Here is a 25,230-nt window from a genome sequence, read left to right as displayed (position 1 = left end):
GGCGCTGTTCGACAAGACGCTCACGCAAAGCGTCTGAAGTGGCGTGTGGGCAGTGTCTGGGTCGCGATGAACGATCTTGCAGACCCGCCTCACCTTCCTCCCGAAAACGTCTGAGCCATTTGTAGGCGGTTCGAACGCTTACGCCCGCCGCCTGCGCAGCATCTTCGACACGCAAGCCTTGCTCGATACGTTGGATAAGAAGGGCTCGACCTCGAGGTGTAAGACGGGCATGTTTATGTAGGTTCATCCGGGGCTCCTGGAGTGCTTGGTTGGTCGCACTTCCAGAATTCCGGGAATGCCCCGGATGAACAACCTACTGAGAGATCACAGCTAGGCCAGATTGGCGGCGCGTCGAGCGCTCAAGATGACGCAGCGCGTCTGGCTATGCTGCCCCGAAACAAGCTGCTGACCGATGGCCAAAAAACCTACCAGGAGTCGTTCCTGCGTAACCGCATCGCCCTGGCCGACCAGGCGCCCGAGGGCCAAAACTATGGCGAGCGCCAGGCCTGGCTGAACGACAACGCCCAGCGCCTCGCTTACCAGCAAACCGGCCTGACGACTCAGGGGCATTCCATGGCCGACGCCAGCACCTGGGCGACCGATCTGAACACGCGCTTGAGGATCGCCATCAGCGAACGTCCGGCCACCGGGGTGGATCTGCTGAACGACACCAACTCGCAGCAGTTCCGCGACAACGTACAGCGCATCACCAGCGACAACCCAGGCCAATGGGCCGGCGCGGCAGCGGCGCAGCTTGAAAGCCGCCCCATGGTAATGGCGGATGCCGCGCAGCCCATCGTCACGCCTGATATCGCCGCTGCCATGCAGAGCCTGGTCACCCAGATGCAGGCCCTGGTTGGCCAGCCGCTGGTGGTTGAGGTGCGTACCGACTCTGACCTGATCTATGCCGACGTTGAACGCCGGGCCGGTATTCAAGCGAGGCGCGGCCAATGAGTTGGGAAGAAACGCTGCTCGATGCCAGTTACCGGGGCGTCACGCTCCAGGTCAAAAACGAGAACCTGCAGGCTCAACGCGCCCTAAGCAGCCACGGCGTGCCTTATCGCGACGGCGACGACGTGGAAGACTTAGGCCGTGCTGCCCGTCGCTTCGCCATGAACGTGGTGATGTTCGGCATCAACTACGAGATCGAGCTGCAGAATCTGCTCGAGGCGCTGGACACGGCCGGCCCTGGTGCGCTGATTCATCCCATCTATGGCCGCCTTGATGTCGTCGCCCAGGACTGGACAGTGCAGCACGACGCCGAACGCCCGGACTATGCTGAGGTGTCGCTCAACTTCCTTGAGCGCACGCCGGGTAACCCATTCTTTGAACGCCAGTTTGAGTTCGTCGACGTGGGCGTGCTCGATGGCGACACTGGCCCTACTTGGCAAGACGGTCTGCTGGATCTGTTCGGCCAGCTCGATGTGCTGGTGGCCACTGTGCAACAGTGGATCGGTGGCGGCTGGGTCGGCCTGCTGGAGAACATCCTGGGCTTGCCGGGTATCGGCCTGCGCCTGGCGCAGTTGCGTACCCAGATCGGCGGCATTCTGTCCGGCGTGTTGGGTATGTTACGCCCAGGCAGTGGCAATAGTTCGGCCGCCAGTTTCGACCCGCTGCTGGACATTCCGCGCACGCCGGTCGAGATCCGATCTGCGATCAGCGCGGCGGTAGCCCCCGAAGGCAGCGAGCCCCTGGTGCTTGCACGCTCACTGCTGGCCCTGGACAACCTGCCATCAGTGATGCCTGGCGGCTCGACTTTGGACGCTCAGGCCGCACGAACCGCAAGCGCGTTCATCCTGGCTGCTCGCCAGGGGCTGGAAGTGCCAGCCGCCTCAGTGGATGCCGTGCCCGAAAACCTGCTGGAGCCAGCCCTGGCGGCTACCGATCCAGTGCGCGCCAGCGCTTGGGGTCTGGTCGTACTGGTTATGACAGAGCTGGCCCTGGCTCAGGCATCGGCAGTGGCACTAATTCTTGATGCTGAAAGATCAGAGCCGACCCTGAGCCCAGCCGAGCTGGAGTTGCTGGTGGGGTCGGCGCGCGGTTTGGCACAAGCCGCCATCGTGCTGCACCGCCGTCTGTATGGCGTCGAGCAGGCGCTGCGCGTTATCGAGCCACTACGGGCGGTGGCTGGCTTGATTCAGGAAACAGCGCGCCAGGTGGTGCTCCAGCGGCCACCGCTGGTAAACCGGGAGGTTGAATCCGCCGCCTGCCTGCGCCTGCTTGCCCATCGCTGGTACGGCGACCATAGCCGCTCGGCTGAGCTGCTGCGCCTCAACCCGCAACTACGCACCCCGTACTCGGTGCAGGCTGGCGAGGTGCTTCGTGTCTACGCCAAGTAAAACCATCCGCCTAACCATCGGCGGCCATGCCCACGAACACTGGGACGGCTGGTCGGTGGAAAGCGACTTGCTGACCCCAAGCGATGCCTTCGAGCTGGAAGTGTTTACCGAAGGTGGCGGCGCCTTGCCAGCCGCCCTGGCCGAGGGCGCGCCCTGCAGCCTGACCCTCGACGGCGACCGCGTGCTGACTGGCGTTATCGACGAGATCGAGGAAGACATCTCCCGCCAGGGCCACACCGTACGCATCACCGGCCGCGACCGGGCCAGCATTCTGGTCGACTGCTCGACACCGTTCGTAGCTCTACGCGAGGCCTCATTGAGCGACATCATCAGCCAGGTGGTTAAGCCGTTGGGCATCGACAAAGTAGACGTCCGTGCCACCAAAACCGGCATAAGCCGACGTGTGCAGATCGAGCCAGGCCAGACAGCTTGGGAAGCACTGCTGCAGGTGGCCGAGGCCAACGGCCTTTGGCCCTGGATGGAACCTGATGGCCGGCTGATTGTTGGCGGCCCGGACTATGAGGCCGCCCCGGTCGCTACATTGATCATGCGCCGTGATGGCCATGGCAATAACGTGCAGCGCTTAGCCGTCCGCCGCTCGATGCCGGGCCGCTACAGCCAGATCACCTTATTGGGCCAACACGGGCAATACGACAATGACGGTTACGACACTAGCCGCAGTAACCTCAGTTCAGTGGTGCGTGACGAGGCCTTGGCTAAGCGCGGAATCTTTCGCCCCAAGGTGGTGATCGACAGCGCCAGCGAAAGCCAGGACATGGCAACTACACGCGCCCGCAAGCTGCTGGCCGACAGTCGTCTGGATGGCTTTGCCATCCGCGCGGTTGTTCATGGCCACCGCAACGGCAAGGGCCAAATTTGGGCACCTGGTCAGCGCGTTATCGTGAAGAGCGAACCGCACCAGGTCGACGGCACTTTTTTTCTGATGTCTCGCACGCTGCGCCTGACTCGCCAGGGCGCTATCACCGAACTAAACCTGCGCGAGGACAAAACATGGGTGCTCGATGCGCGGCCGGGCAAAAAGCGAAAAGGCAAGAAAACTAATGCCGAACAGGACTTCGTGATGCGCAAAGCAGCAGGTGAAATCTGATGGCTAAGGGGCTGGCCGCACTGATGCGCGAACAGGCCAAGGCTGAGCGCTCTGCCGTCCGCCAGGCGTTCCGAGCCATTGCTGCGCGCAACAGTCATTCGGGCTCACAGATCAGCGTGCAGATGCAGGGGCTCGCTGGCGAAACTGTCAGCGGTGAGCTGATGCAGCACTACGGGTTCACGTCCGCGCCATTGGCCGGTGCCGAGTACATCGTGCTTCCGGTCGGTGGCAACTCTCGGCATAGCGTGGTGATCGCCAGCGAGGATGGCCGGTATCGGGTCAAGCTGGCTGATGGGGAGGTGGCGCTGTACACCGACGAAGGCGACCACATCCACCTCAAACGGGGGCGCCTGATTGAGGTTGTGACCGAAACCCTGGTTGTTAAAGCAGGCACCAAAGTTCGCTTTGAAACGCCGCTCGTTGAGGCAACGGGTAACGTCAAGGCCGATGGCGAGATCAGCGATGGTACGCGGGCAATGAGCGAGGATCGGCAGCTGTACAACGGGCACAAGCACGGCAATACCCCGGTACCAGACGCTCAGCAGTGAGGTTGTGATAGGGTTTCGCGATCTTTGACAGGAGGTGGTGATGCCCAAAATTGTTCAGATAACACCTTGCACTGGTTGGTTCTACGTTGCTGATACCTCTGACCCACGAAGCTGCGGAGTTTTTGAGCCCGTAGCCGCCTGGGCTCTACTAGATGATGGATCGGTTGTAGGTTTGATGAATGATGGCCGCGACTCTAATCAAGTTGGTGGTGCCTTCTTGACTCCGCCGGTGGCCCAGGATGAAGGCGATCCTCTTGGAGATTATTTGCACGAAAGCCAGTTAGACGAACTTCAACTAATCGCGGCACGGCTCACGTAGCTCTTAAACCCTCCTGAAACACCGCCCCGCGCACACGCGGGGCACTCTGCCTGCCTATGGACGCAGGCATCTCCCCACTCTCAGGCGACTTGACCGGCGAGCGCATCAGCTCGCTGCAGAACGCCGTCTATCTCCGACTGATGATCCCATTGGGCAGCTATTGGGCTGATCCAGATCTGGGCTCACTGCTCTACACCCTGCGCCGCGAAAAAGACCGTGCTCGGGTATCCCGCCTAGCCGTGCAATACACCCGCGATGCACTCCAGGGCTTGCTCGATGACGGGCGAGCGCTCTCCGTTGAGGTCACCGCCGAGCAGCCACACAACGGTCGCCTGCTGCTTCTTATTGAAGTGGCTGATGCCGGTGGCCGTACCCAGACGTTCAAGCACCATGTGCAGGTAATCTGATGGCCTATACCGCGCCGACTTATCCGACCATCCGCGATGCAATCCTTCGCGAGATATCCAGCCAGCTACCTGACGCCGATATCGGCAGCGACAGCGACAACTTCGTGCGCTCTGCTGCCGTGGCGGCTGTCGTGGAAGGCATCTATCAGAAGCTGGCCTGGCTGTACCGCCAGATATTCCCAGACCTGGCCGACGAAGAAGAGCTGCTGCATCACGCCTCCATTCGCGGCCTGGTGCAGAAGGCCGCTGTCGCGGCTATCGGCAAGGCCACCGTAACCGGCACGGCTGGCACCGTACTGCTCACTGGTTCAACCATCAAGCACACCGTTAGCGGCGAGCTGCTGACGACCACCCAAGCCGCCACCATAGGTGCCGGTGGCTCAACGGTTGTGCCAATCATCGCGTCAACCGCTGGCGGCGCCCTCAATGGCTTGGCGGGCAATCTGCTGTTAACCAGCCCGCCGCTGGGCATCGACTCCACGGCAACACTCAGCGAAGCCTTGATCGGCGGCACGGATGCAGAGAGCATGGCTTCACTGCTCAGCCGCCTGCTGGAGATCATCCGTAATCCGCCTGCAGGTGGCACCAAGGCCGACTATCGGCGATGGGCGCTGGAGGTCGATGGCGTGGCCACCGCCACTGTGCTGCCTAAGCGGCGCGGCGCCAATACCGTTGATGTGGTGATCACGGCAAGTGACGGCATTCCGTCTGATGCCGTTATTGAAGCCTGTGCGGCACACATCGACGAGAGCCGGCCTGTCACCGCCGAGGTGTTCGTCTATGCACCGCTCGTCACCGTCGTAAACGTGGTCGCCAGCATCGAGCTGGAAGACGGCTATCTGCTCACTGACGTGCAAATAGCTGCGCAAGCGGCGTTCGAGCAAGAGATAGGCGCACTTCTGCCAGGTGAAGGGCTTAAACGTAGTCGTGTGGAAACCATCCTGGGCAACTTAGCGGGTGTGGCCGACCGGTTGGTGCAAGTGCCAGCAGGCAATATGGCGGCATCCACCGACCCGGCTGCAGTGGGTTGGCTCAGGCCTGGCACAGTCACCCTCGGGGTGATGGCGTGAGCGCTGTAGCAGAACAACTGCGTGCGCTTCTGCCAGCAGAAGCCTACGACAACGCAGCACCAATTCTGAGCGCATCGATTCAGGCTGAGGCCGTCAGCATTGACCAGGCCAATCTGACCAGCGAGCGTCTGAACGACATGATCTGGCCAGACAACGCGGCAGGCTTGAGCGACTGGGAGCGCGTGCTGGGACTACCTGATCCATGCCTTGCCTACGTCTCGCTCACAGTCGGGCAGCGCCTGGCGGCCGTACTGGCCAAGCTGCGCGGCATCGGCGGCCAATCCCGCCGTTACTACATCCAGCTGGCCGCCAGCCTCGGCTACAGCATCACCATCACGGAATACCGGCCATTTCGCGCAGGGCTTGGGCGCGCTGGTGACCCCGTTGCCGGCGACGGCTGGACAAGCGCCTGGCGGGTCAATGCGCCAGCCACCACCGTATTCCGCGCCGTTACCGGGCGCGTCGCTGCCGGCGAAGCGCTTAGCGTATGGGGCAATAAATCCCTTGAATGCAGGCTCAGCGCCATGGCGCCGGCCCACACCACCTTGATCTTTGGTTACGGAGCCAACTGATGCAGAAGATCGGACAAAGCACCAACACTGCCGACGGCAATGGCGAGTTCACCGAAGGTAACGCCGCTGGCGGCGTCGCTGCGACGCTGTTGCGGGCCGACTGGCTGAATGCCGTTCAGCGCGAGCTGATCAGTTTGATAGCGGGCGCAGGTATCACTTTGGTACCCGCAGAAAATGATCAAATGCTTAAGGCCGTGTTGAAGCTCATCGCTGACTCCACCTCAGGAAAGGCGACGAAAGCAACAACGTTGGCAGGCTACGGAATTACTGACGGCGCGACCAAAACTCAGCTGGCACAGGCGATTAATGACGCCTTGAACAGTTTGGTTAACGGTGCTCCCGAAGCCCTAAACCAACTCAACGAGTTCGCAGCCGCACTGGGCAACGATCCAAATTTTTCGGCGACGATTCTTAGCGGGCTGGCTAACAAGCTTTCGCTTAGCGGCGGAGCAATGGTTGGCCCGATTGAAAGCACAGCCAATTTGATCATTGGGATCAATCAACGCGGCTGGGTCTATCACGACGGCAACGGCTTCGGCCTGGTCAACGACCAGGGCAACTGGGCCGTGCAGGTGTTGAGAAACGGCGGCGGCGTGGTCATTGGCGGCGTGCTGCACGGTAACGGCGGCGGGCTGACCGGAGTCCCGCTCGCCGGCGTGAGTGGTCTGCTATCAGCGCTGGAGACCAAAGCCAACAAGGCCAGCACGCTGGCGGGCTATGGCATCACTGACGACCTGCAGTGGCGCACAGAACCGCTCACCGGCAAGTTCACCGTCGAGTGCCTGGACATCACCCAGTCGGGCCAGGAAAGCGGCGTGATGATCAGGACGAAGATCCCGATTGACTCCACCGTCATGCCGCATCTGACCATCAAAGGCTGCATCAGCGGGTACACCTCGCCTTTCGAAATGCACCTGAGCTGGTATTTCTACGAAGGGGCTTTTTACATGCCCCAGGCGTTCGTCACGGGCTATCACTCACCACTTGGCGGCGGGGGCGTTCGGGCATTTCTGAGCCACGAAAACGGGCTGGTCAACATTCGGCTCGACTTCGGTGGCACCACATACATTCCACGCCTCGCCATCACGGCCTACAAGAGTGCCGGGTATGGCGGAAATTACGCCTGGTACGCGGGTTGGATGCATGGCTCATGGAACAGGGAGGTCGCTATCGCCGGCGAGGTGCTGGCGAGCTCCCACACCGCCCTCAGCACCGCCAATACCGGCGCCGCGTTCAACAGCTTCGTGCTCGCCGGCGGCAGCGCCCGCGGTATGCGTACCGTTCTGGAGCTGGAAGCCCCGGGCACGCTCATCGAGACCTTCAGCCGCACGCCCCCACCCGGCACCCTGAAAGCCAACGGCGCGGCGGTCTGGCGTGCTGGCTACCCAGACCTGGACGCGGCGATTTATGTGGGGGATGCCCTCAACGCCACCGCAGCCTGGGGCTACCGCTGCACCGATCCTGGCAACCCCACCGGCACCCGTAGCCCTGGCGGCGTTTACCTCGTGCTGCCCGATGCCCGCGGGGAATTCCGCCGCGGCTTTGATGACGGCGCGAACCGCGACTCCGGCCGCGAGTGGGCCAGCTGGCAGGATCAAAGCCTCCAGGGCCATACCCATTCGGAATTCGGCACGGCCAGCTTTCTGCGCGCCGGCGCCGGTGGCATCAGTGGCCCGGCTTCGACTGCCCTCACCGCCGCAACCGGCATTGCACCAGTAACGGGCTCTGTCGGTGTTACCCGGCCACGCAACATCAACCCGCTTGTCTGCATCCGCTATTGAGGTCGCCTATGACTACCGCACCCGTTGTTTACCACTACCACGGCCACACCGGCGAATTGCTCGGTACCGGCTTCGCCGATCCCGATCCCGTGAACCCCGACAAATGGCTGGTTCCGGGCCTGGCGACCTTGGCCGAGCCGCCCGCACCTGTCGCGGGCTGCGTGGCGTGCCGCATCGAGCACACCCGCTGGGAGCTGCTCGAGGACAACCGCGGCACCATCTACAGCACCGACTCCGGCCAACCTCGCGAGCACGCCGAGCTTGGGCCGCTACCTGAAGGCTTCACCACCCAGCCGCGGCCAAGCCTGCACCACACATGGCAGGGCGGCATCTGGGTCTTCGACGAAGAATCGGCCCGTACCGCGTTCATCAGCGCCGCCGTACTCGAACGCAACCGCCTGCAAGCGGAGGCCGCCGCACGTATCGCACCACTTCAGGATGCCGCCGATCTTGAGGACGCCACCGAAGCCGAACGCGTCGAGCTGGACGCATGGAAGCGCTACCGCGTCGCACTCAACCGTGTATCACTGGATGCTTACCCTCATTCAATTCAATGGCCGGCCAGCCCAACCAAGGACGTCGCATGAGCGCAGCGCTAGAACTCAACTGGCGCCTACTTAGCGCCGCCGTGCTAAAAACCCTGGGCCTACTCGTGCTGCGAGCAGTGTTGATAGTGGCAGGTCTGGTGGTCGTGCCTTTGGCACTGCCATGGCGTCGTACCAACGAATCGACACGCCAGCCATTCACTACGGCGACAGGGGACTGGCTGCTGGTCACCTTGCCAGGCTGGGCGTGGCTTTGGAGCAATGACCGCGACGGTGCTATCGGCGACAAGCGTGGCTGGTGGCACGCTAACGCACCGTTCGGGCTCGGGGCTTATAACTGGTTCTCGATGTTCGCCTGGCTGGTCTACCGCAACCCCGCGAACAATGCTCGGTTTACCCATCTAATGGGCTGCCCGGTCACCGAATGCGACTACCAGTTCTGGGGCGACGAAGTGGTCAAGGACAAGCCCGACCAGGGTGGCCTGCGCTTCCTCACCGCCACGCATCGCGAGTCAGGGCGCAGATACTGCGGGCTGTACTACGTGAAGACCTGGAGCGACCGCCGTGCCATGGTCGTGCAACTGGGCTTCAAGGGTGAGCCAAGCGACTGGGCCGAGGACTACAGCGGCGACCTGTCCAGGCAATGGAAGGGCTTCACCTTCGAGGTGAATCCTTGGAAGAACATTGCCTGAGGCTGGGTGCCAAACCTCCCGCTAAAAACTAGGTGGCATGTGGTGGGCAGCGGTGCCAATCCCAATGCAGCTCAGTGCCAAAACCGGCGCGCGCTTACACGCACCTCGCTGTCTCACTTTGTCCAACCTTCGCTGCCAGGGATGCATAGGATTCGCGCCTGCAAACGATTCCTAAGGAGTAATCCATGCACGCGCCCTTCCCTCGCCGCCCCGTCGGCACCCTGATCCGCCTGGCGACGCTCTGCCTGGCCACTGGCAGCACCCTCGCCCATGCCGACACCGTGGAGCTGGACGATATGGTGGTCACTGCCTCCGGCTTCGCCCAGAACCTGGAAGACGCCCCGGCGTCGGTCACCGTGATCAGCGGCGACGACCTGCGCAAGCGCTCGGTGCAGAACCTCGCTGACGCGGTACGCGACGTGGAAGGCGTGGTGGTCAACGGCGGTGCCAACGAGACCGACATCCAGATTCGTGGCATGCCCGGCGACTACACGCTGATCCTGGTCGACGGCAAGCGCCAGAGCGGACGCGATTCGCGGGTCAATGGCAACCGTGGCTACGAGCAGAGCTTCGTGCCGCCGGCCGCGGCCATCGAGCGCATCGAAGTGGTCCGCGGGCCGATGTCGTCACTGTACGGTTCGGATGCCATCGGCGGGGTGATCAACATCATCACCCGCAAGGTATCGCCCGAGTGGGGCGGCAACATTTCCTACGATTACTCGGCGCGCCCGAACAGCGATCAGGGCAATGCCCGCAATACCCAGTTCTACCTCAATGGCCCGCTGATCAACGAGGTGCTCGGCCTGCAGGTGTGGGGCAGCTACCTCGACCGCCAGGCCGATGACGACGTCGAAGCCAACGAAGGCTTCGCCAAGTCCGACAACAAGAGCCTGACCGCGCGCCTGGCGCTGACGCCGAGCGAGAACCATGACGTCCTGCTCGAAGCGGGCGCCTCGCGCCTGAAGAATGGCGATGGTCTCAGCGCCAACTGGTCGACCCGCGAGCAGGATAACGACCGTGATCACTGGTCGCTGACCCACGAAGGCCGCTGGGGCTGGGCGGATTCGACACTGTCGTTCGCCGAGGAAACCACCAGCCGCGAGGGCAAGGCAACGCCAGCGCAGGCCGACGTGTTCGGCCGCAAGCCGGAGATCCGCAATCGCGTGCTGGACGGCAAGCTGGTGATTCCTACCGATTACCACGTCACCACCACCGGCGTGCAGTGGAACGAAGCCACGCTGAGCGACTGGAACCAGGCCAACCGCGGCACCTCCCGCGAGCGTGAGAACGAAGAATACTCGGTGGTACAGAAGGCCCTGTTCGCCGAAGACGAATGGTCGATCACCGACGATTTCGCCCTGACCACCGGCGTGCGCCTGGATCATCACGAGCAGTACGGCAGCCACGTCAATCCACGCGTCTATGGCGTCTGGCACCTGGATAACCAGTGGACGCTGAAAGGTGGCGTGGCCCGTGGCTTCAAGGCGCCGGAACTGCGCGCGGTGATCGACGACTACGCGGTGGTGCGCCGCAACCGCTTCGTGCAATTCGGTAATTCCAACCTCAAGCCCGAGAGCAGCACCAACTACGAGTTGAGCGCGATGTGGTCGAACCGTGACGACCTGTCGGCCGGCGCCACGCTGTTCTACAACGACTTCAAGGACAAGCTGTCCACGGTCACCACCACCGAACAGTGGCAGGGCCTGACCGTGATGGAGCGGGTCAACGTCGACAAGGCGGTGATCCGTGGCCTGGAGGTGAGCGGCAGCTGGCAGGCGCTGGCCAACGTGGCGATCAAGGGTAACTTCACCTACCTGGATTCCGAGCAGAAGAGCGGCGTCGACAAGGGCCGGCCGCTGTCCCTGACGCCCAAGCGCAAGGCCAGCCTGCGTGCTGACTGGGATATCAATGACCGAACCCTGGCCTGGGCTGCCAGCAACTACAGCGGCGAGGAATATGGCGCCACGCTGACCGGCCAATCGTCCCGCGCCTACACCACTGCCGACATCGGTGGCTCGTACAAGCTGACGCAGAGCCTGACGCTCAATTCGGCCGTCTACAACCTGGGCAACAAACGCCTCAACGACGAGGACGACGGCACGGTCAATTATGGCCGTACCTACTGGCTGGGTGCGTCGCTGGACTTCTGATGACCTGACCGTTCCCACGCTCCGCGTGGGAACGGTCACGAGTGACTGACGAGCACCACCTTCGTACCCTCTTTCGCCTCAGGCGTAGCACGCCTGCCCAGTTCGTCGGCCTGCCTGCCCAGGTACCAGCCGAGCGCTCCCCAGACCAAGGCACAGACAGCGCCTGCCAGCGCTACCAGAACCGCGCCCTGGCCGAGCAGGTCCAGGCCACTCTTCAGCCAGCCGCTGATCGCATCGCCAGCCCGATAGACGACCGTGTCGATAAAGCCCTTCGCCTTGTATTTGCTCTCGGCATCCAGCGGGGCGAAGAGCATTTCCCGGCCAGGCCTGACGAAGGCGTACTCACCGATGCGCCTGACGATCATCAGCGCTGCCAGCATGGCGAAGGTCGGCGCCAGGGCGAGCCCGATGAAACCCACGCAGACCAGCGTCGGCACGATCGCCAGCAGCATGCGCACGCCCATTTTCTGAGCGATGCGCCCGGTGATGAATACCTGGGACAGCAAGGCACCGGCCTGCACGATCACATCGATGATGCCGAATACCCGGATCTGCGCCTCGCGGCCAGGAAAGCGCTCGGCCACCAGGCGCGCCTGCTCGAAGTACAGAAAGGTCGTCACGCTGGCGAGCAGCACCACGAACCCGGCGATCGCCAGCAGGTAAGGCGATTGCAATACCCGGGTCAGGCCGCTGAACGGATTGCCCGTCACCGGTTTGCGGGTGCTCTCCGTAGGTGCAGCACCCGGCCTGCCGGCTCCGCCGACTTCCCGCCAGCGCATCAGCGGTGCCTTGAGCGCCAGGGCGATGCCGAGCAGTGCCCCTGCCAGCAGGACCAAGCCGGACTGGCCGACGATGCCGACCAGCAGCGCGCTCATCGCCGGCCCGACCAGGCCGCCGACACTGGCGCCGGCAGCGATGAAGGCGAACAGCCGCTTGGCCTGGCGCCCGTCGAACACATCGGCCATCAGGCTCCAGGCCACCGACACCACGAACAGGTTGTAGACCGAGATCCACACGTAGAACACCCGCGCCAGCCAGACGTTGTCGTCAGCGAGCTGAAACAGCCCGGCGAAGGCCAGCAAGTTCAGGCAAAAGAACCCGTAGACCCAATCCACGAAGTGGATACGCGGCACCCGTGAACTGAGCCAGGCGAACGACGGCACGGCCACCAGCATGACCAAGAATGTCGCGGTGAACAGCCATTGCAGGTTGTCGATACCGGCCATGATGCCCATCGACTCGCGAATGGGCCGCAGCATGAAATAGCCGGAGAACAGACAGAAAAACAGGGCGAACCCCGCAAGCGCGGGATTCAGCTCGTGGCGTTCGGCGTTGATGGCAGCGCCGAGGCGCCGCGTCAGGGTTGCTGAGAACATGATGACACTCCTGCCACGGGGCTCACCGGTAGGCGACACCGGTCAACTGCTCGGCAACCTGCCACAGACGGGCCGCCGCAACAGCATCCCTGGCGGCATCAGGAACGCTGGCCAGGCCCAGCGGCCCGCGTTTCTCCTCTTCACCGGTCGGCCCATAGTAGGCACCACCCTGGGCGGCGGGCGCGGTGGCCGCGTACAGGGTCGACAATGCCCCCTGGGCGGCGGAGTGATAGCGCTCGCGGTCCTTGGCCCAGTTGCGTCCGAAGTCGCTGTCCAGCCCCGGGCCACGCTCGATCAGCTCGGTCACGGCAACCCCCGGATGCGCGGCAATGCTCTGGATACCCCAACCCTGCGCCTGGCTGCGGCGTTGCAGCTCGAAGGCCCAGATCAGCACCGCCAGCTTGGACTGGGCATAGGACGCATAGGGGTTGTAGGCCTGCTCGGATTGCAGGTCCGCGAAGTCGATACGGCCCCGGGCGACCGCGATGCTGGCCAGGGTCACCACCCGCGGGGAATCGCTATTGCGCAGCAACGGCAGCACATGGCCGGTCAGGGCGAAGTGCCCCAGGTAATTGGTGGCCAGTTGCAGCTCGAAGCCATCGGCCGACGTGGCACGCTCTGGCGGCGCCATGATGGCGGCGTTGTTGATCAGCCCATCGAGGCGCGGCAAGGTCGCATTGAGGCGTTCGCCCAGCGCCTTGACCGACGCCAGGTCAGCCAGATCGACCGCCTCGAACTGCACCTGAGCACCACGAACTTCCTGCTTGATGCGGGCGATAGCTTCTTTGCCGCGCTCGGGGTTGCGTGCGGCAATCACCACCTCGGCACCCGCCGCTGCCAGCGCCTTGGCATCTTCATAGCCCATGCCGCTGGTACCGCCGGTGACCAGAAAGATACGCCCGCTCTGCGACGGCATATCCGACAGGCTCCAGTCGGGCTTCGGCTGACTCTGTGCACTGCTCATGCCAGCTTCCAGCACGCAACTCAGGGCCAGCCCAATGGTCGCCAGGCCTTTGCGCCAGGCAGCGCTGGCGGCGCTTATGGAAGCCATCCGCAGGGTTGTCTCTGTCATGGTTCGATCCTCACGTAGGGAATGATCCGACGACCACGGCAAGGCGGCACGTCGACGTGACGCATTGTTCACCCGTGGATTACCCGCGATAAGCCGTATAAAAATGGACGCTATGTACGGCCACTCGTACAATCCAGTTTTCCTTTCTGGAGTCCGGCCATGCGCCAGCCCAACCTGACGGATGTCGCCCTGTTCGCTGCAGTGGTAGAGGCCGGTGGCTTCCGGATTGCAGCGCAGAAGCGCGGCATGCCGGCGTCCTCGATCAGCGATTGCGTGCGCCGGCTGGAAAGCGACCTGGGCGTCAGGCTGCTCAACCGCACGACTCGCAGCGTATCTCCCACGGAAGTGGGTGCCCGCCTGCTGGAGAGGCTGCGCCCTGCCCTCGACGAAATCGGCGCCGCCTTCAGTGACCTCGACGACGATGCGCTACACCCGGTCGGCACGCTGCGCCTCAACGTCCCGGTGCCGATCGCCCGTTTCGTGCTGCCGCAGATGATCCCCGCTTTTCTGCAGCGCTATCCCGGCGTGAGCGTGGAAGTGGCGATGGATAACACCTTCATCGACGTTATCGCTGCCGGCTACGACGCGGGGGTTCGCTACCAAGAAAGCGTCGCCAAGGACATGATCGCGGTGCCCATCGGGCCGCGGCGGCAGCGCTTCGTGGCCGCCGCATCCCCCGCCTATCTGGCGAAAAACGGCACGCCGCTGCATCCCCGCGACCTGCTCGACCACCGGCTGATCGGTCATCGTTTCGAGAGCGGCAAGCTGGGTGTCTGGGAGTTCGAAAAGGACGGCGCCACCGTGCGCGTAGCGCCGCAGGGGCCGCTGCTTTCCTCGTCCCAGGACCTGGAAGTGGGCGCCGCCATCGGCGGCGTGGGGATCATCTACACCTTCGAAGAATACCTCGGGCCGCTGTTCGCACAGGGGACCCTGGTGCCGGTACTGGAAGGCTGGTGGCAGGCATTCGATGGCCCCTACCTGTATTACAACGACCGCCGCCACGTGCCCTCGCCACTCAGGGCATTCGTGGATTTCCTCAAGGCCGAAAACCATGGCTGAGCGCATCAATGTCAGCGAGATAGCGCCCTGGGTTTAGCTTCGCTCTACGCCAGGCTACGGAGCGGGCGCGGTGCGATGAATCTATCGAATCAACAACCCTCCGCCGGCAGACGCACCACCGCGCACAGGCCGGCAGGCGGGCGATTCTCCAGGGTCAGCTCGCCGCCGTGGGCGTGCACGCAAGCACGCGCGATGGCCAGCCCGAGGCCCAGCCCCCTCGCGCCTTTCTCTGCATTCAACTGCACGAACGGCTCGAATACCTGTTCCAGTCGCGCCGGATCGATGCCCGGCCCATGGTCGAGGACCTCCAGGCTTATCTCGCCCGTTGCGCTAGTTTCCAGGCTGATCACGGCGTCCCCCCCATGTTGCAGGGCGTTGTCGATCAGGTTGGTGAGCGCCCGCTTGAGCGCCAGCGGGCGGCAACGGCAAAACACCTCGGGCCCCGGCTGCCAATTGACCGGCCGCCCCAAGGTGCGATAACGCCGCGCCAGGTCATCGAGCAGGCCGCTCAGCGACAGGCGTACCGTGGCCTCCTGCACGGCATCGTCGCGGATGAAGCCCAGCGTCTCGGCGACCATGGCGCGCAACTCGTCGAGGCTGTCGAGCAAGTCGTCACGCAAGGGACCGTCATCGAGCAGTTCCAGTTGCAGGCGCAGTTCAGTGAGAGGCGTGTTGAGGTCGTGGCTCAGCGCCGCGAACATCCGCGTGCGCCCTTCGACGTGCCGCGCCAGGCGCTCCTGCATCAGGTTGAACGCCTGGCTCAGCTCCCGAGCCTCGCGCGGGCCGGACAACGAAAGGGCGGCGACCCGCTCGCCGCGGCTGATGCGTTCGGTGGCGGCGGCCAGCGTCCTGAACGGGCGTACCACGCGGGCCACGAAGAACAGCAGGATCAACAGGATCGGCACGATGCTCACTGGCAGGGCATACGCCAGCAGGCGCCCCCACTCATAAGCGCCCGACGGATGCTGCAGCGCATTGAGGTAGCGCCCCGATGGCAAGCGGATGCTGCTGCGCAGGCGCAACGACTCCCAGCCGGCAGGGCTCAGCACTCCCACGCGCGCCGGCCCGCCGCCGATGCGTTCGAGCTGCATGTGGATCAGCCCTGCGGCAACCCGCAGTTCATTGGCCAACTCGAGGGTCAGGCGGCGCTCTTCCGGATGCATCTCGAAGCGCGGAACATCCGCCTCGGCGGCGATCCAGAAACGCGCCTGGACACCGCCCAGCGACATCAGCAAGCGCTCGCCATCGTGCGGATTCAGCTGCACTGCCGCCTGGTAAGCGGTGCCAAGTCGCTCCAGTACCTGGGCGCGGGACAGCGGATGCACCAGTGCGCCGGTGCGCTGCAGCAGCAGGACGGCAATGCCGTGGGAAGCCAGCAACGCAAGGATCAGCAACACCGCCAGCTGATGAACCAGCCGCTGCGGCCACAGCCGCGACAATAGACTCATGAACGCGTCACGTCCGCCACCAACATGTAACCGCCGCCCCACACGGTACGCAGCAGGTCGTCACAGCCGGCGCTGTCGGTCAGCTTGCGACGCAGGCGGCTGACCTGGCGGTCGATGGTACGGTCGAACACATCGCTGTCCGGGCGGGCCGTCAGGTCGATCAGTCGGGCGCGATCCAAAAGCTGGTTCGGGTGGTCGAGGAAGACCTGCAGCAAACGGCCTTCCGCCGTGCTCAGGCGGGTCGACTGCCCGCTGCCGTCGCTCAGGCTGCCGCTACCGCTGGCGAACGCCAGGCCGGCGAACCGGTAGTGACGGACCAGTGGCCGTGGCGCTGGCTCGAGGGGGGCCGGTTCGCCGGCGCCGCGGCCACGCCGCCGCAGCACGCTGTGCAGGCGTGCCACCAGCTCACGTGGTTCAAAGGGCTTGGTCAGGTAATCATCGGCGCCCAGGTCCAGCCCGCGGATACGGTCGCTGATGGCATCGCGGGCGGTCAGCAGGATCACCGGTACGCCGTTGCGCCGGTGCAGGCGGCTGCACAGCTCGAAGCCATCGCCGTCGGGCAACATCACATCCAGCACCACCACGTCGAACGGCTGCCCGTCGAGCAACTGCCACATGCCTTCGGCGCTTTCCGCGGTACGCACGTCGAAGGCGTGCTTGCGCAGGTAAACGGCCAGCGGCTCGCGAATCTTGCGGTGGTCGTCGACCACCAGAACACGCGGTGCGGGGAGCGGAGAAGTCGGATTCATGATGGCTCGGGGCAGTCGCAGCCTGAGCGAGCAGGCCACCTGTGCGGAGGATTATCATTTGCATGCCGATGATACTCCAGAGCCCGCTGCAACTGCAGCGACGTCGCGTCGAAGACTGGCGTATCCGCTTCATTTGATGACGCACGGTTTCGGCCACACGCGCCTCGGCTTATGATGCCGCCCATGATCAAAGACCCGTTCCAACGCCTGAACCTCGACCGCGAGGTGCTCAGCGTCAGCCAGCTCAACAACCGTGCGCGCCTGCTGCTCGAAGATGTCTTCGGCGGTATCTGGGTGGAGGGCGAGATTTCCAACCTGGCGCGACCGGCCTCCGGGCATGTCTACTTCACCCTCAAGGACAGCCAGGCCCAGGTGCGCTGTGCGCTGTTCCGGCAGAATGCTGCGCGGGTACGCCAGGCACTGCGTGACGGCCTGGCGGTCAAGGTACGCGGCAAGGTCTCGCTGTTCGAGGGCCGTGGCGACTATCAGCTGATTCTCGATACCGTGGAGCCGGCCGGCGACGGCGCGCTGCGCCTGGCCTTCGAGGCGCTGAAGGAAAAGCTGGGGGCCGAGGGGCTGTTCGCCAGCGAAGGCAAACGGGCGTTGCCCGCGCACCCACGACGCATCGGCATCGTCAGCTCGCCCACCGGCGCGGTGATCCGCGACATCATCAGCGTGTTTCGCCGCCGCGCCCCCCAGGTCGAACTGAGCCTGATCCCCACCGCCGTGCAGGGTCGCGAGGCCACGGCGCAGATCGTGCGCGCCTTGAAGCTGGCGGATGCCCAGGGCTTCGATGCGCTGATCCTGGCCCGTGGCGGCGGTTCCCTGGAAGACCTCTGGTGCTTCAACGAAGAAGCCGTGGCCCGCGCCGTGGCAGCCTGCGTCACGCCCATCGTCAGTGCGGTCGGCCATGAGACCGATGTGTCGATCAGCGATTTCGTCGCCGACGTACGCGCCCCTACGCCGTCAGCCGCGGCCGAACTGCTGGCACCCCATAGCGACGACCTGGTGCAACGGGTCACGGTGCTGCAGCGCCGCCTGACCCTGGCCATCAACGGCCGCCTGGCCCGTGAACGCATGCGCCTCGACGGCCTGACCCGGCGCATGCGCCACCCGGGTGAGCGGCTGCGCCAGCAGGCCCAGCGCCTCGACGATCTCGACATGCGCCTGCGCCGCGCCCATGCGCAGCAGCTCAATCAGCGTGCCCACCAGCTGGCGCAGTTGCAGGCACGCCTGGCCGGCCAGCATCCGGGACGTCACCTCGCGCTGCTGCGCCAGCGCCTCGACAGCCTCGCCGAGCGTCTGCCAAGGGCCATGAAGGAAGGCCTCAAGGCCCGCCGTCTGCTGCTGCAGAGCCAGATGCAGACGTTGCACGTGGTCAGCCCGCTGGCGACCCTCGGCCGCGGCTACAGCATCCTGCTCGACGACCGTGGCCGGGCCATCCGCAGCGCCGCCGCCACCCAGCCCGGGCAACGCCTCAAGGCACGCCTGGGCGAAGGCGAACTGGACGTACGCGTCGAGGACAATCATGTCGCGCCCGTCACGCTTTCGCTGCTGGATTGAGGAACGGGTCACCCTCGCCCTCCGACAGCGCGTTTCCCCGTCTCGATAAGAAGGAAAATCAATGCGTCCCCTGCTGTTGCTGCTCACCCTCTGCCTCGCCCTGCCCAGCCACGCCGAAGGCTTCATCAGCCGCTTGCTGAACAAGCCGGTGCCCGGTGGCGTTGCGGTGGTCGACCTGGGCACCTCGCCCACCGCGCCCCGCGCCACCTACCAGGGCAAGCCGGTGCTGGTGGTGCATGAAGAGGGCCAACGCTGGATCGCCATCGTCGGCATTGCGTTGAGCGTCAAACCCGGCGCACAGCAGATCGAATCGAGCGGCCAGCGCCTGAGTTTTCAGGTCGGCAGCAAGCACTACGTCGAGCAGCGCATCACTCTCAAGAACCAGCAGCAGGTCAATCCCGACGCCAAGAACCTCGCACGCATCGAGCGCGAGCTGGCCGAGCAGACCCGCGCCTACCGGCAGTTCAGCCCGCGGCAACCGAGCAACCTGCTGTTCGACAAGCCGGTCAGCGGCCCGCTGTCGAGCCCCTTCGGGCTGCGCCGGTTCTTCAATGGCGAGGAGCGCAATCCGCACTCCGGGCTGGATTTCGCCGCCAACCGCGGTACGCCGATCAAGGCGCCGGCAGCCGGCAAGGTGATTCTGCTGGGCGACTACTTCTTCAACGGCAAGACCGTGTTCGTCGACCACGGCCAGGGCCTGATCAGCATGTTCTGCCACCTGTCGGAGATCGGCGTGAAGGTCGGCGACGAACTGCCACGCGGCGGCGTACTCGGCAAGGTCGGCGCTACCGGCCGCGCCACCGGGCCGCACCTGCACTGGAACGTCAGCCTCAACGACGCGCGGGTCGACCCGGCGATCTTCATCGGCGCCTTCAAGCCTTGATGCAACGCCTGTCGGCAGCGCCACAGGTTCGCGTCTAACCTGACGGCTACCCGCCGGTCGGCCTGAATGGCCGCCGTACCGGGCAATCGCTCAACCTGCCTTGACCAGGAGCCACGATGATCACCGTCCACCACCTGAACAACTCACGCTCGCAGCGCATCCTCTGGCTGCTCGAGGAATTGGGCCTGGAGTACCGGATCCAGCGTTACCAGCGCGACCCCAATACCCTGCTGGCCCCGCCGGAGCTGCGCGCCGTGCACCCACTGGGCAAGTCGCCGGTGGTTACCGACGATGACCTGACCCTGGCCGAATCCGGCGCCATCATCGACTACCTCGCCACCCGCTACGGCCCGCACCTGCTTCCCCCCGCCGACAGCGCCGAGCGCCTGCGCTGCACCTATTGGCTGCACTATGCGGAAGGCTCGGCCATGCCGCCGCTGCTGCTCAAGCTGATCTTCGACAAGGTGGAAAACAGCCCGATGCCGTTCTTCGTCAAACCCATCGCCCGTGGCATCGCGCAGAAGGTCCGGAACGCCTTCGTCGCCCCACAGTTGCAGTTGCACCTCGACTACCTGGAAAACGAGCTGGGCAAGAGCACCTGGTTCGCCGGTGAGCAGTTCAGCGCAGCCGATATCCAGATGAGCTTCCCCCTGGAAGCCGCCGCCGCACGCGCGGGCCTGGACACCAGTCGTCCTCGTCTGACGGCCTTTCTCGAGCGTATCCACGCCCGCCCTGCCTACCGGCGCGCGCTGGACAAAGGCGGGGAATACGCCTACGCGCAGTGAATGACTGCCGGTGCGAGCTTACCGCAGCCCGTCAGCAGCACATCCCGCGCCGGTGCCTGCGGGTTAACGGCCGCCAGCCGTCACCCGCCGACCCATGGCATTGCAAAGAACCGTCGCGGCAATGACAATGCGAGGCATTATCAGACCCGTGCTCAATTTTTCATGCCTGCCCCACAGCCTCTTCGCCACGCTGCCATCCATGCTCTCTACAGCGACCACCACGGTTGGCTGAAGACATGGTTGCGCGGCCGCCTCGGCAATGCCAGCGATGCGGCGGATTTCGCCCACGACACCTTTGTGCGGGTCATCCAGCGCTGCGACCTGAGCGCCATCGATACGCCCCGCGCGTTTCTGCGGACTGTTGCCCGCGGCCTGGTGATCGATCACTGGCGCCGTGAAGAGCTGCAGCGCGCCTGGCTGGAGAGCATCGCGCACCTCTCGGACGCGGAGGCGCCCTCGCCGGAATCCCGGGAGCTGGTGCTGGAGCTGCTCGAACGCATCGCGTTGATGCTCGACGGCCTGAAACCCCGGGTTCGCACCGCCTTTCTGCTTGCCCAGTGCGAAGGCCTGTCGTACCGGGAAATCGCCGAGCGTCTGGGTGTATCGGTTCGCTCCGTAGAGCGCTATATCGCCGACGCGCTGTATCACTGCTATCTGCTGCGCTATGGCGATGATGCATGAGCGACCTGGCCAACAAGGATGCCGAAGCACGCCGGGTCAAGCAGGCGATCGGCTGGCTGATGCGCCTGCAGCAGGACGACGCCCCGGCGCTGCGTCGCCAGTGTGAACAATGGCGACGCGAGGACGCCGGCCACGAACGCGCCTGGCAGCGGGTCAGCGGCATGCATGCCGAGTTGAGCCAGGATCTGCGCACCCTGCCGGCAGGCACCGTCGATACGCTGGAAAACTCGGCCATGCGCCTGCGTCGTCGACAGGCACTCAAGCTGCTGTCGCTGACTGCCGTGGCGGGCGGCAGCGCCTGGCTGGCCAAGGATCTGTCCATCGTCCAGCCGCTACTGGCGGACCAGGCAACCGCCGTGGGCGAACATCGCCACCTGACCCTCGGCCACGGTGACGAACTCGACCTCAACACCGACACCGCCGTGGATGTACGCCTCGACGACAGACAGCGCCTGATCGTGCTGCGCCAGGGCGAGCTGTTCGTCAGCGGCACCGCCAACAGCCAGCGTCCCTTGCGGGTCAGTACCCCGCACGGATTGTTCGAGGCCCGGGCAGGAGCTGAGCCGGCCACCCGCTTCGGCCTGCGCATAGGTGATGGCGGTATCAACCTGCATGTCGAACAGGGTCAGGTCGCGGTGGCCGGGCTGCCAACCTTTCAGGCGACTTCCGGAACTCGTTACCGGGTCGCCGATGGCCGCGCGTCAGCGTTCGAGCGTGACGATATGGACCCCTCCGCCTGGCGCGAAGGGCTGATCGTCACCCGCGACATGCGTTTGCAGGATTTTCTCGACGAGGTCGGCCGTTACCGCAACGGTCATCTCGGCTACACCCGCAGCGTTGCCGATCTGCGCCTGTCCGGCGTGTTCCGCCTCGGCGATACGGATGAACTGTTGCGGGTCATGGCGCAGACCCTGCCGATTCGCGTGCAGTACCTGACGCGCTGGTGGGTTCGGGTGGAAGCGGCCTGACGCCAGCCGGCTCGCATCTGCGCGCAGGCTGAAAAGAGCGTCGTTCTCGCGCTGAAAAAGTTGGAAAAAACTGTCGGCTTTGCCGACACGGTTCGGCAAGGAATCAGAACCATTCCTATTCATAGCCGTTCCGTCGACAGTGAGCCCCATGCAACCACGCTTAAACGCCGCCCACCTCACTCCGCTCAATCGCGCCCTGCGCCACGCCCTGTTCGGTGCAGCCCTGGGTTTCGCCGCTGCCCCAGCCACCCTGCTGGCGGACGAGCCCGGTAGCACTGCCAGCGTTAAGCGTTATTCGATCGCTGCCGGCCCGCTGGCCGATGCCCTCAACCAGTTCGCCCGTACCGCCGGGATCACCCTGGCGACGACCCCGCAGCAAACCGCCGGCAAGAACTCGCCGGGCCTGCAAGGCGAATACGAGGCTCATGAAGGGCTGAACCAGTTGCTGCAAGGCAGCGATCTGGAGGCCCTGAACCAGGGCAACGGCAGTTTCATTCTCGGCGAACGCCTGGACGTCGGCAGCGCCATGGAGCTGGGCGCGACCGCAATCAGCAGCACCGGCCTGGGCGGCACGACCGAAGGCAGTGGCTCGTACACCACCGGGGCGGTCAGCATCGGCAAGACGCCGCAGTCGCTGCGCCGCACCCCGCAGTCGGTGACGGTACTGACCGAACAGCGCATGAAGGATCAGAACCTGACCAACCTCAAGGAGATGCTCCAGCAGACGCCTGGCGTGGTGGTCGACCAGACCGATAGCGAGCGGGTGAACTACTACTCCCGGGGCTACCAGATCGACGCCCTGCAGTTCGACGGTGCCACCCTGAACATCGATTCGCGCAATGGCAACTTCATCCAGCCGGATGTCGCCACGCTCGATCACCTGGAAGTGCTGCGTGGCGCCAGCGGCATGCTACGTGGTTCCGGCAACCCGTCCGGCACCGTGAACATGGTGCGCAAACGCCCGACACGCGACGTCCAGGGCTCGGCCAGTTACACGGCTGGCTCCTGGGACGCGAACCGCTACACCGCCGATATCTCCGGCCCATTGACCGAAGGCGGCGCTATCCGTGGACGAGTCATTGCGGTGCACAGCGACAAGGACTTTTTCCAGGACACACGCATGGAGCGCAAGAACCTGCTCTATACCGTGCTGGCAGCAGACCTCACTGACAGAACCACGCTGACAGGTGGTTTCGAATACACGGAAATGGATGCAACGGGTGCCTGGGGTGGCCTGGTGCCTGACTTCGATGGTTCGCCATTGCCGTTCTCGCGCTCGACTTTTCTGGGTGCGAACTGGGCACGCTGGGACCGCACCAACGCACATACCTTCATCGAACTCGAGCATGCCTTCGACAGCGGCTGGACTCTCAAGCTGAGCGGCAATCGCAGCCGTCTTGCCTACAAGGACCACGGCTTCCAGCAGACCTCGCTGGCCAGAACGGTGGGCGCTACCAACCCTTATTTGTGGGACGTTAACTACAACTTCAGCGATGGTGGCGGCAGAACCAACTACAGCAACCTCGGTGCCGTGCTGGATGGCCCGTTCAACCTGCTGGGGCGTGAGCATCGACTCACCGCCGGCGCGGAATGGAACGAAGCGGACGCCATCGGCAACGAGTCCGTATGGGGCTATAACGCCCGTGGGGTAGATGTGCGCAATTGGAATCCGTCGACGGTCAACAAAGACCGTATCAACCCGACGGTGAATCCTCAGGCGCATACCATCACGACTCAGAAAGCCACCTACGCGAGCTTGAACCTGTCGCTGGCCGAGCCGCTGAATGCCATCATCGGCGCACGGTTGAACTGGTACGACTTCGATAACCTCACATCCACCACTGGCGATTACAAGGTCACTCAGGAGCTCGTGCCCTACGCAGCACTGATCTACGACCTGACCGAAAACATCAGTGCCTATACCAGCTATACCGAGATATTCGCGCCACAAACCAGCTACGACACCTCGGGCTCTCTGCTTGAGCCCATGACGGGTGAAGTTTACGAACTTGGGCTGAAGGGCGAATTCTATGAAGGACGCCTGAACAGCTCCCTCGCGGTGTTTCGTACCAACCTCATAGGCAAAGGCCTGCAGGACGCCGAAGCCCTCGCAAATGGCGTTACCTGTCAGCCCACGTTTGCACAGGGTTCCTGCATGAGCGCATCGGGCAAGAGCCGTAGTGAAGGCGTCGAACTGGAAATGTCTGGCGAGGTGGCGCCGGGCTGGCAAGTCACAGGCGGATACACTTACACCACCAGCGAGTATCTCAAGGATAGCGCTGCCAATACCGGCAATGCCCTTCGCACCACGGACCCCAAACACCTGCTGCGTCTGTTCACCTCGTACAAGTTGCCGGGCCAGCTATCCAACTGGACGGCAGGCGGTGGCGTTCAGACCCAAAGCGACACCTATGCAAGCAATACAGCGAGAACCGCCCGTGCCGAACAGGGAGGCTATGCGGTGTATAACGCCATGCTCGCTTACCGCTTCAACGAGCACTACTCGGCACAACTCAACGCCAACAACCTTTTCGACAAGTATTACTACGAGAAGATTGGCGTAACCGGCGCCAACTACTACTACGGCGAACCCCGCAACTTCGCCGTGACCCTGCGCGGCGAGTTCTGATCGCCCTCCGCTCCCGTGCCCTGTTACGGGAGCGGCTCACCTGGAAGCCGTACTTACGGAGTCACTTGCCCGGTTTGGGCAGCTTTTCCAGACGATGCAGTTCGCCAATCAGGCAGTGTTCGGCAAAGCCGCTGCCGTCGCTCGATACGATGCGGTCCAGCCGTGTCAGCGATCCCACGGTCGTGCTGAACCCCAGACTATTGCTGAAATTCAGGTTGCGGCAGGGTCGCGAGAACGTGATCAGGTAGGATCGCCCGGGGCCGTCACCGAGGATGATGTGGGTCTTGTCCAGGTACTGCCAACCGTCGATAGCGACGCGCTGCACCGCATCCACCCCTTCGCCCTGCCGGTAGCCGAGGCCGGCCAGGCGTTGCTCCAGCGGCAGACTTTCATCTCGCGCCGGCGATTGCGCACAGGCACCGAGCAGGAGCGTCAGCAGCATGACGGCGCCACAACCGATTCGGGACATAGGAGAGTTCCTGGAGA

The 25,230-nt window shown here is 64.0% G+C and carries 25 protein-coding genes; 19 read left to right on the top strand and 6 right to left on the bottom strand.

Annotated features, from left to right (window positions below; translation table 11 throughout):
- Window positions 1–247 (bottom strand): leucine zipper domain-containing protein (locus BLR94_RS12000; protein ID WP_139207442.1); only part of this gene is annotated, 247 nt, incomplete at its 3' end.
- Between the two features lie 137 nt (window positions 248–384).
- Here BLR94_RS12000 and BLR94_RS11995 point away from each other — a divergent pair.
- From BLR94_RS11995 to BLR94_RS11940, 12 genes are all read left to right on the top strand, one after another.
- Entirely contained in the window at window positions 385–954 is a 570-nt protein-coding gene (locus tag BLR94_RS11995) for a hypothetical protein (protein ID WP_084308970.1), read from the top strand.
- Entirely contained in the window at window positions 951–2,339 is a 1,389-nt protein-coding gene (locus tag BLR94_RS11990) for a DNA circularization protein (protein WP_084308971.1), read from the top strand. The genes BLR94_RS11995 and BLR94_RS11990 overlap by 4 nt, the downstream gene beginning before the upstream one ends.
- A complete protein-coding gene (locus tag BLR94_RS11985) occupies window positions 2,323–3,447 on the top strand; it encodes a phage baseplate assembly protein (protein WP_084308972.1) in 1,125 nt (374 codons plus the stop codon). Before BLR94_RS11990 ends, BLR94_RS11985 begins: the two co-directional genes overlap by 17 nt.
- Before the next feature lie 23 nt (window positions 3,448–3,470).
- On the top strand, window positions 3,471–3,995 hold the full coding sequence (locus BLR94_RS11980) for a phage baseplate assembly protein V (protein WP_244158148.1): 525 nt from the start codon (window positions 3,471–3,473) through the stop codon (window positions 3,993–3,995).
- Between the two features lie 40 nt (window positions 3,996–4,035).
- A complete protein-coding gene (locus BLR94_RS27155; protein ID WP_139207441.1) occupies window positions 4,036–4,314 on the top strand; it encodes a hypothetical protein in 279 nt (92 codons plus the stop codon).
- 56 nt (window positions 4,315–4,370) lie between these two features.
- Window positions 4,371–4,721, top strand: coding sequence for a phage GP46 family protein (locus BLR94_RS11975; protein WP_084308973.1), 351 nt, complete (start codon window positions 4,371–4,373; stop codon window positions 4,719–4,721).
- On the top strand, window positions 4,721–5,791 hold the full coding sequence (locus tag BLR94_RS11970; protein ID WP_084308974.1) for a baseplate J/gp47 family protein: 1,071 nt from the start codon (window positions 4,721–4,723) through the stop codon (window positions 5,789–5,791). The genes BLR94_RS11975 and BLR94_RS11970 overlap by 1 nt, the downstream gene beginning before the upstream one ends.
- Window positions 5,788–6,363: a YmfQ family protein gene (locus BLR94_RS11965; protein ID WP_084308975.1), complete on the top strand. Its 576-nt coding sequence runs from the start codon at window positions 5,788–5,790 to the stop codon at window positions 6,361–6,363. The genes BLR94_RS11970 and BLR94_RS11965 overlap by 4 nt, the downstream gene beginning before the upstream one ends.
- A complete protein-coding gene (locus BLR94_RS11955) occupies window positions 6,363–8,144 on the top strand; it encodes a hypothetical protein (RefSeq protein ID WP_139207440.1) in 1,782 nt (593 codons plus the stop codon). Before BLR94_RS11965 ends, BLR94_RS11955 begins: the two co-directional genes overlap by 1 nt.
- Window positions 8,145–8,152: 8 nt before the next feature.
- Window positions 8,153–8,731 (top strand): tail fiber assembly protein, encoded by a 579-nt coding sequence (locus BLR94_RS11950; RefSeq protein ID WP_084308978.1) that lies wholly within the window; start codon window positions 8,153–8,155, stop codon window positions 8,729–8,731.
- On the top strand, window positions 8,728–9,381 hold the full coding sequence (locus BLR94_RS11945) for a DUF7338 family protein (RefSeq protein ID WP_139207439.1): 654 nt from the start codon (window positions 8,728–8,730) through the stop codon (window positions 9,379–9,381). Before BLR94_RS11950 ends, BLR94_RS11945 begins: the two co-directional genes overlap by 4 nt.
- Before the next feature lie 185 nt (window positions 9,382–9,566).
- Window positions 9,567–11,531, top strand: a complete 1,965-nt coding sequence (locus tag BLR94_RS11940) for a TonB-dependent receptor domain-containing protein (RefSeq protein WP_090423701.1) — start codon at window positions 9,567–9,569, stop codon at window positions 11,529–11,531.
- Window positions 11,532–11,566: 35 nt separating this feature from the next.
- On the opposite strand, the gene BLR94_RS11935 is transcribed toward BLR94_RS11940, so the two are convergent.
- Window positions 11,567–12,907, bottom strand: coding sequence for an NTP/NDP exchange transporter (locus tag BLR94_RS11935; RefSeq protein ID WP_084304971.1), 1,341 nt, complete (start codon window positions 12,905–12,907; stop codon window positions 11,567–11,569).
- 22 nt (window positions 12,908–12,929) lie between these two features.
- Window positions 12,930–13,871 carry an SDR family oxidoreductase gene (locus BLR94_RS11930; protein WP_244158153.1) on the bottom strand — a complete coding sequence of 314 codons (942 nt, stop codon included), beginning with the start codon at window positions 13,869–13,871 and terminating at the stop codon, window positions 12,930–12,932.
- A 267-nt stretch (window positions 13,872–14,138) separates the two neighbouring features.
- Between BLR94_RS11930 and BLR94_RS11925 the strand changes: the two genes are divergently transcribed.
- The gene (locus BLR94_RS11925) at window positions 14,139–15,038 is read left to right on the top strand and encodes a LysR family transcriptional regulator (RefSeq protein WP_084304969.1); all 900 of its coding nucleotides are present in this window, start codon (window positions 14,139–14,141) and stop codon (window positions 15,036–15,038) included.
- Between the two features lie 89 nt (window positions 15,039–15,127).
- Here BLR94_RS11925 and BLR94_RS11920 read toward each other — a convergent pair whose 3' ends face one another.
- Entirely contained in the window at window positions 15,128–16,453 is a 1,326-nt protein-coding gene (locus tag BLR94_RS11920) for a sensor histidine kinase (RefSeq protein WP_090423702.1), read from the bottom strand.
- A gap of 29 nt (window positions 16,454–16,482) precedes the next feature.
- A complete protein-coding gene (locus BLR94_RS11915; RefSeq protein ID WP_084304967.1) occupies window positions 16,483–17,235 on the bottom strand; it encodes a response regulator transcription factor in 753 nt (250 codons plus the stop codon).
- Window positions 17,236–17,418: 183 nt separating this feature from the next.
- Between BLR94_RS11915 and xseA the strand changes: the two genes are divergently transcribed.
- From xseA to BLR94_RS11885, 6 genes are all read left to right on the top strand, one after another.
- Window positions 17,419–18,798: an exodeoxyribonuclease VII large subunit gene (xseA, locus tag BLR94_RS11910; protein ID WP_084304966.1), complete on the top strand. Its 1,380-nt coding sequence runs from the start codon at window positions 17,419–17,421 to the stop codon at window positions 18,796–18,798.
- A gap of 61 nt (window positions 18,799–18,859) precedes the next feature.
- The gene (locus tag BLR94_RS11905) at window positions 18,860–19,681 is read left to right on the top strand and encodes a peptidoglycan DD-metalloendopeptidase family protein (protein WP_084304965.1); all 822 of its coding nucleotides are present in this window, start codon (window positions 18,860–18,862) and stop codon (window positions 19,679–19,681) included.
- A 116-nt stretch (window positions 19,682–19,797) separates the two neighbouring features.
- Entirely contained in the window at window positions 19,798–20,466 is a 669-nt protein-coding gene (locus BLR94_RS11900; protein WP_084304964.1) for a glutathione S-transferase, read from the top strand.
- A 162-nt stretch (window positions 20,467–20,628) separates the two neighbouring features.
- Window positions 20,629–21,147, top strand: coding sequence for a sigma-70 family RNA polymerase sigma factor (locus BLR94_RS11895; protein WP_084304963.1), 519 nt, complete (start codon window positions 20,629–20,631; stop codon window positions 21,145–21,147).
- A complete protein-coding gene (locus BLR94_RS11890) occupies window positions 21,144–22,115 on the top strand; it encodes a FecR domain-containing protein (protein ID WP_084304962.1) in 972 nt (323 codons plus the stop codon). Before BLR94_RS11895 ends, BLR94_RS11890 begins: the two co-directional genes overlap by 4 nt.
- Before the next feature lie 148 nt (window positions 22,116–22,263).
- A complete protein-coding gene (locus tag BLR94_RS11885) occupies window positions 22,264–24,744 on the top strand; it encodes a TonB-dependent siderophore receptor (protein ID WP_084304961.1) in 2,481 nt (826 codons plus the stop codon).
- Window positions 24,745–24,805: 61 nt separating this feature from the next.
- Here the strand turns inward: BLR94_RS11885 and BLR94_RS11880 are convergent, their stop codons facing one another.
- A complete protein-coding gene (locus BLR94_RS11880; protein ID WP_084304960.1) occupies window positions 24,806–25,213 on the bottom strand; it encodes a DUF6491 family protein in 408 nt (135 codons plus the stop codon).
- Window positions 25,214–25,230: the final 17 nt, after the last annotated feature.

The sequence above is a fragment of the Phytopseudomonas flavescens genome, assembly GCF_900100535.1.
GTDB classification, from domain to species: domain Bacteria; phylum Pseudomonadota; class Gammaproteobacteria; order Pseudomonadales; family Pseudomonadaceae; genus Aquipseudomonas; species Aquipseudomonas flavescens.
The sequence above is the reverse complement of the archived record's forward strand: the minus strand, read 5'-3'. Positions and strand labels throughout refer to the sequence as shown.